General features: G+C 67.0%; 1 protein-coding gene. It reads right to left on the reverse strand.

Going from position 1 to position 528, the window contains the following annotated elements:
• A partial coding sequence (locus JQK88_RS35545) for a condensation domain-containing protein (RefSeq protein WP_246750195.1) occupies window positions 1–528 on the reverse strand: 528 nt, incomplete at both ends.

The raw sequence follows: 528 nt of genomic DNA on the forward strand, positions 1-528 counted from the left end.
ACCCTCAGCTCCGGCAGTTCCAGACGACGCTGTGCGGTGTTCTGCAGGGTGAACAGGATCTGGAACAGCGGACTGTGGCTGAGGCTGCGCTCCAGCTGCAGGCGCTCCACTACCTGATCGAACGGCACGGCCTGTTGGCCGTAGGCGTCGATCACGGTAGAGCGCGTGTTCGCCAGCAACTCGTCGAAACGCATCGACGGCGCCAGACGCGTGCGCAGGGCCAGGTTGTTGACGAAGCAGCCGACCAGCGGCTCGACTTCGCGCTGCAGACGACCGGCCACCGGCGTTCCGATCACCACGTCGCGCTGATCGCCGTAGCGGCCGACCAGCAGCGCCAGCACCGACTCCAGCAGCATGAACGGGGTGACGTCGCGGGCTTGGCAGAACACGCGCACGCGCTGCATCAACTCCGGCGAAAGCTCGCTGCGATGGTTCGCCCCCTGCGCCGACATCTGCGCCGGGCGCGGGCGGTCGCTCGGTAACGTGGTCAGTTCCGGCGCCGAGGCCAGTTGTTGCGACCAATAGTCG

Origin of the sequence: Mesorhizobium caraganae, from assembly GCF_016836705.1 — a bacterium.
GTDB classification, from domain to species: Bacteria; Pseudomonadota; Alphaproteobacteria; order Rhizobiales; family Rhizobiaceae; genus Mesorhizobium; species Mesorhizobium caraganae.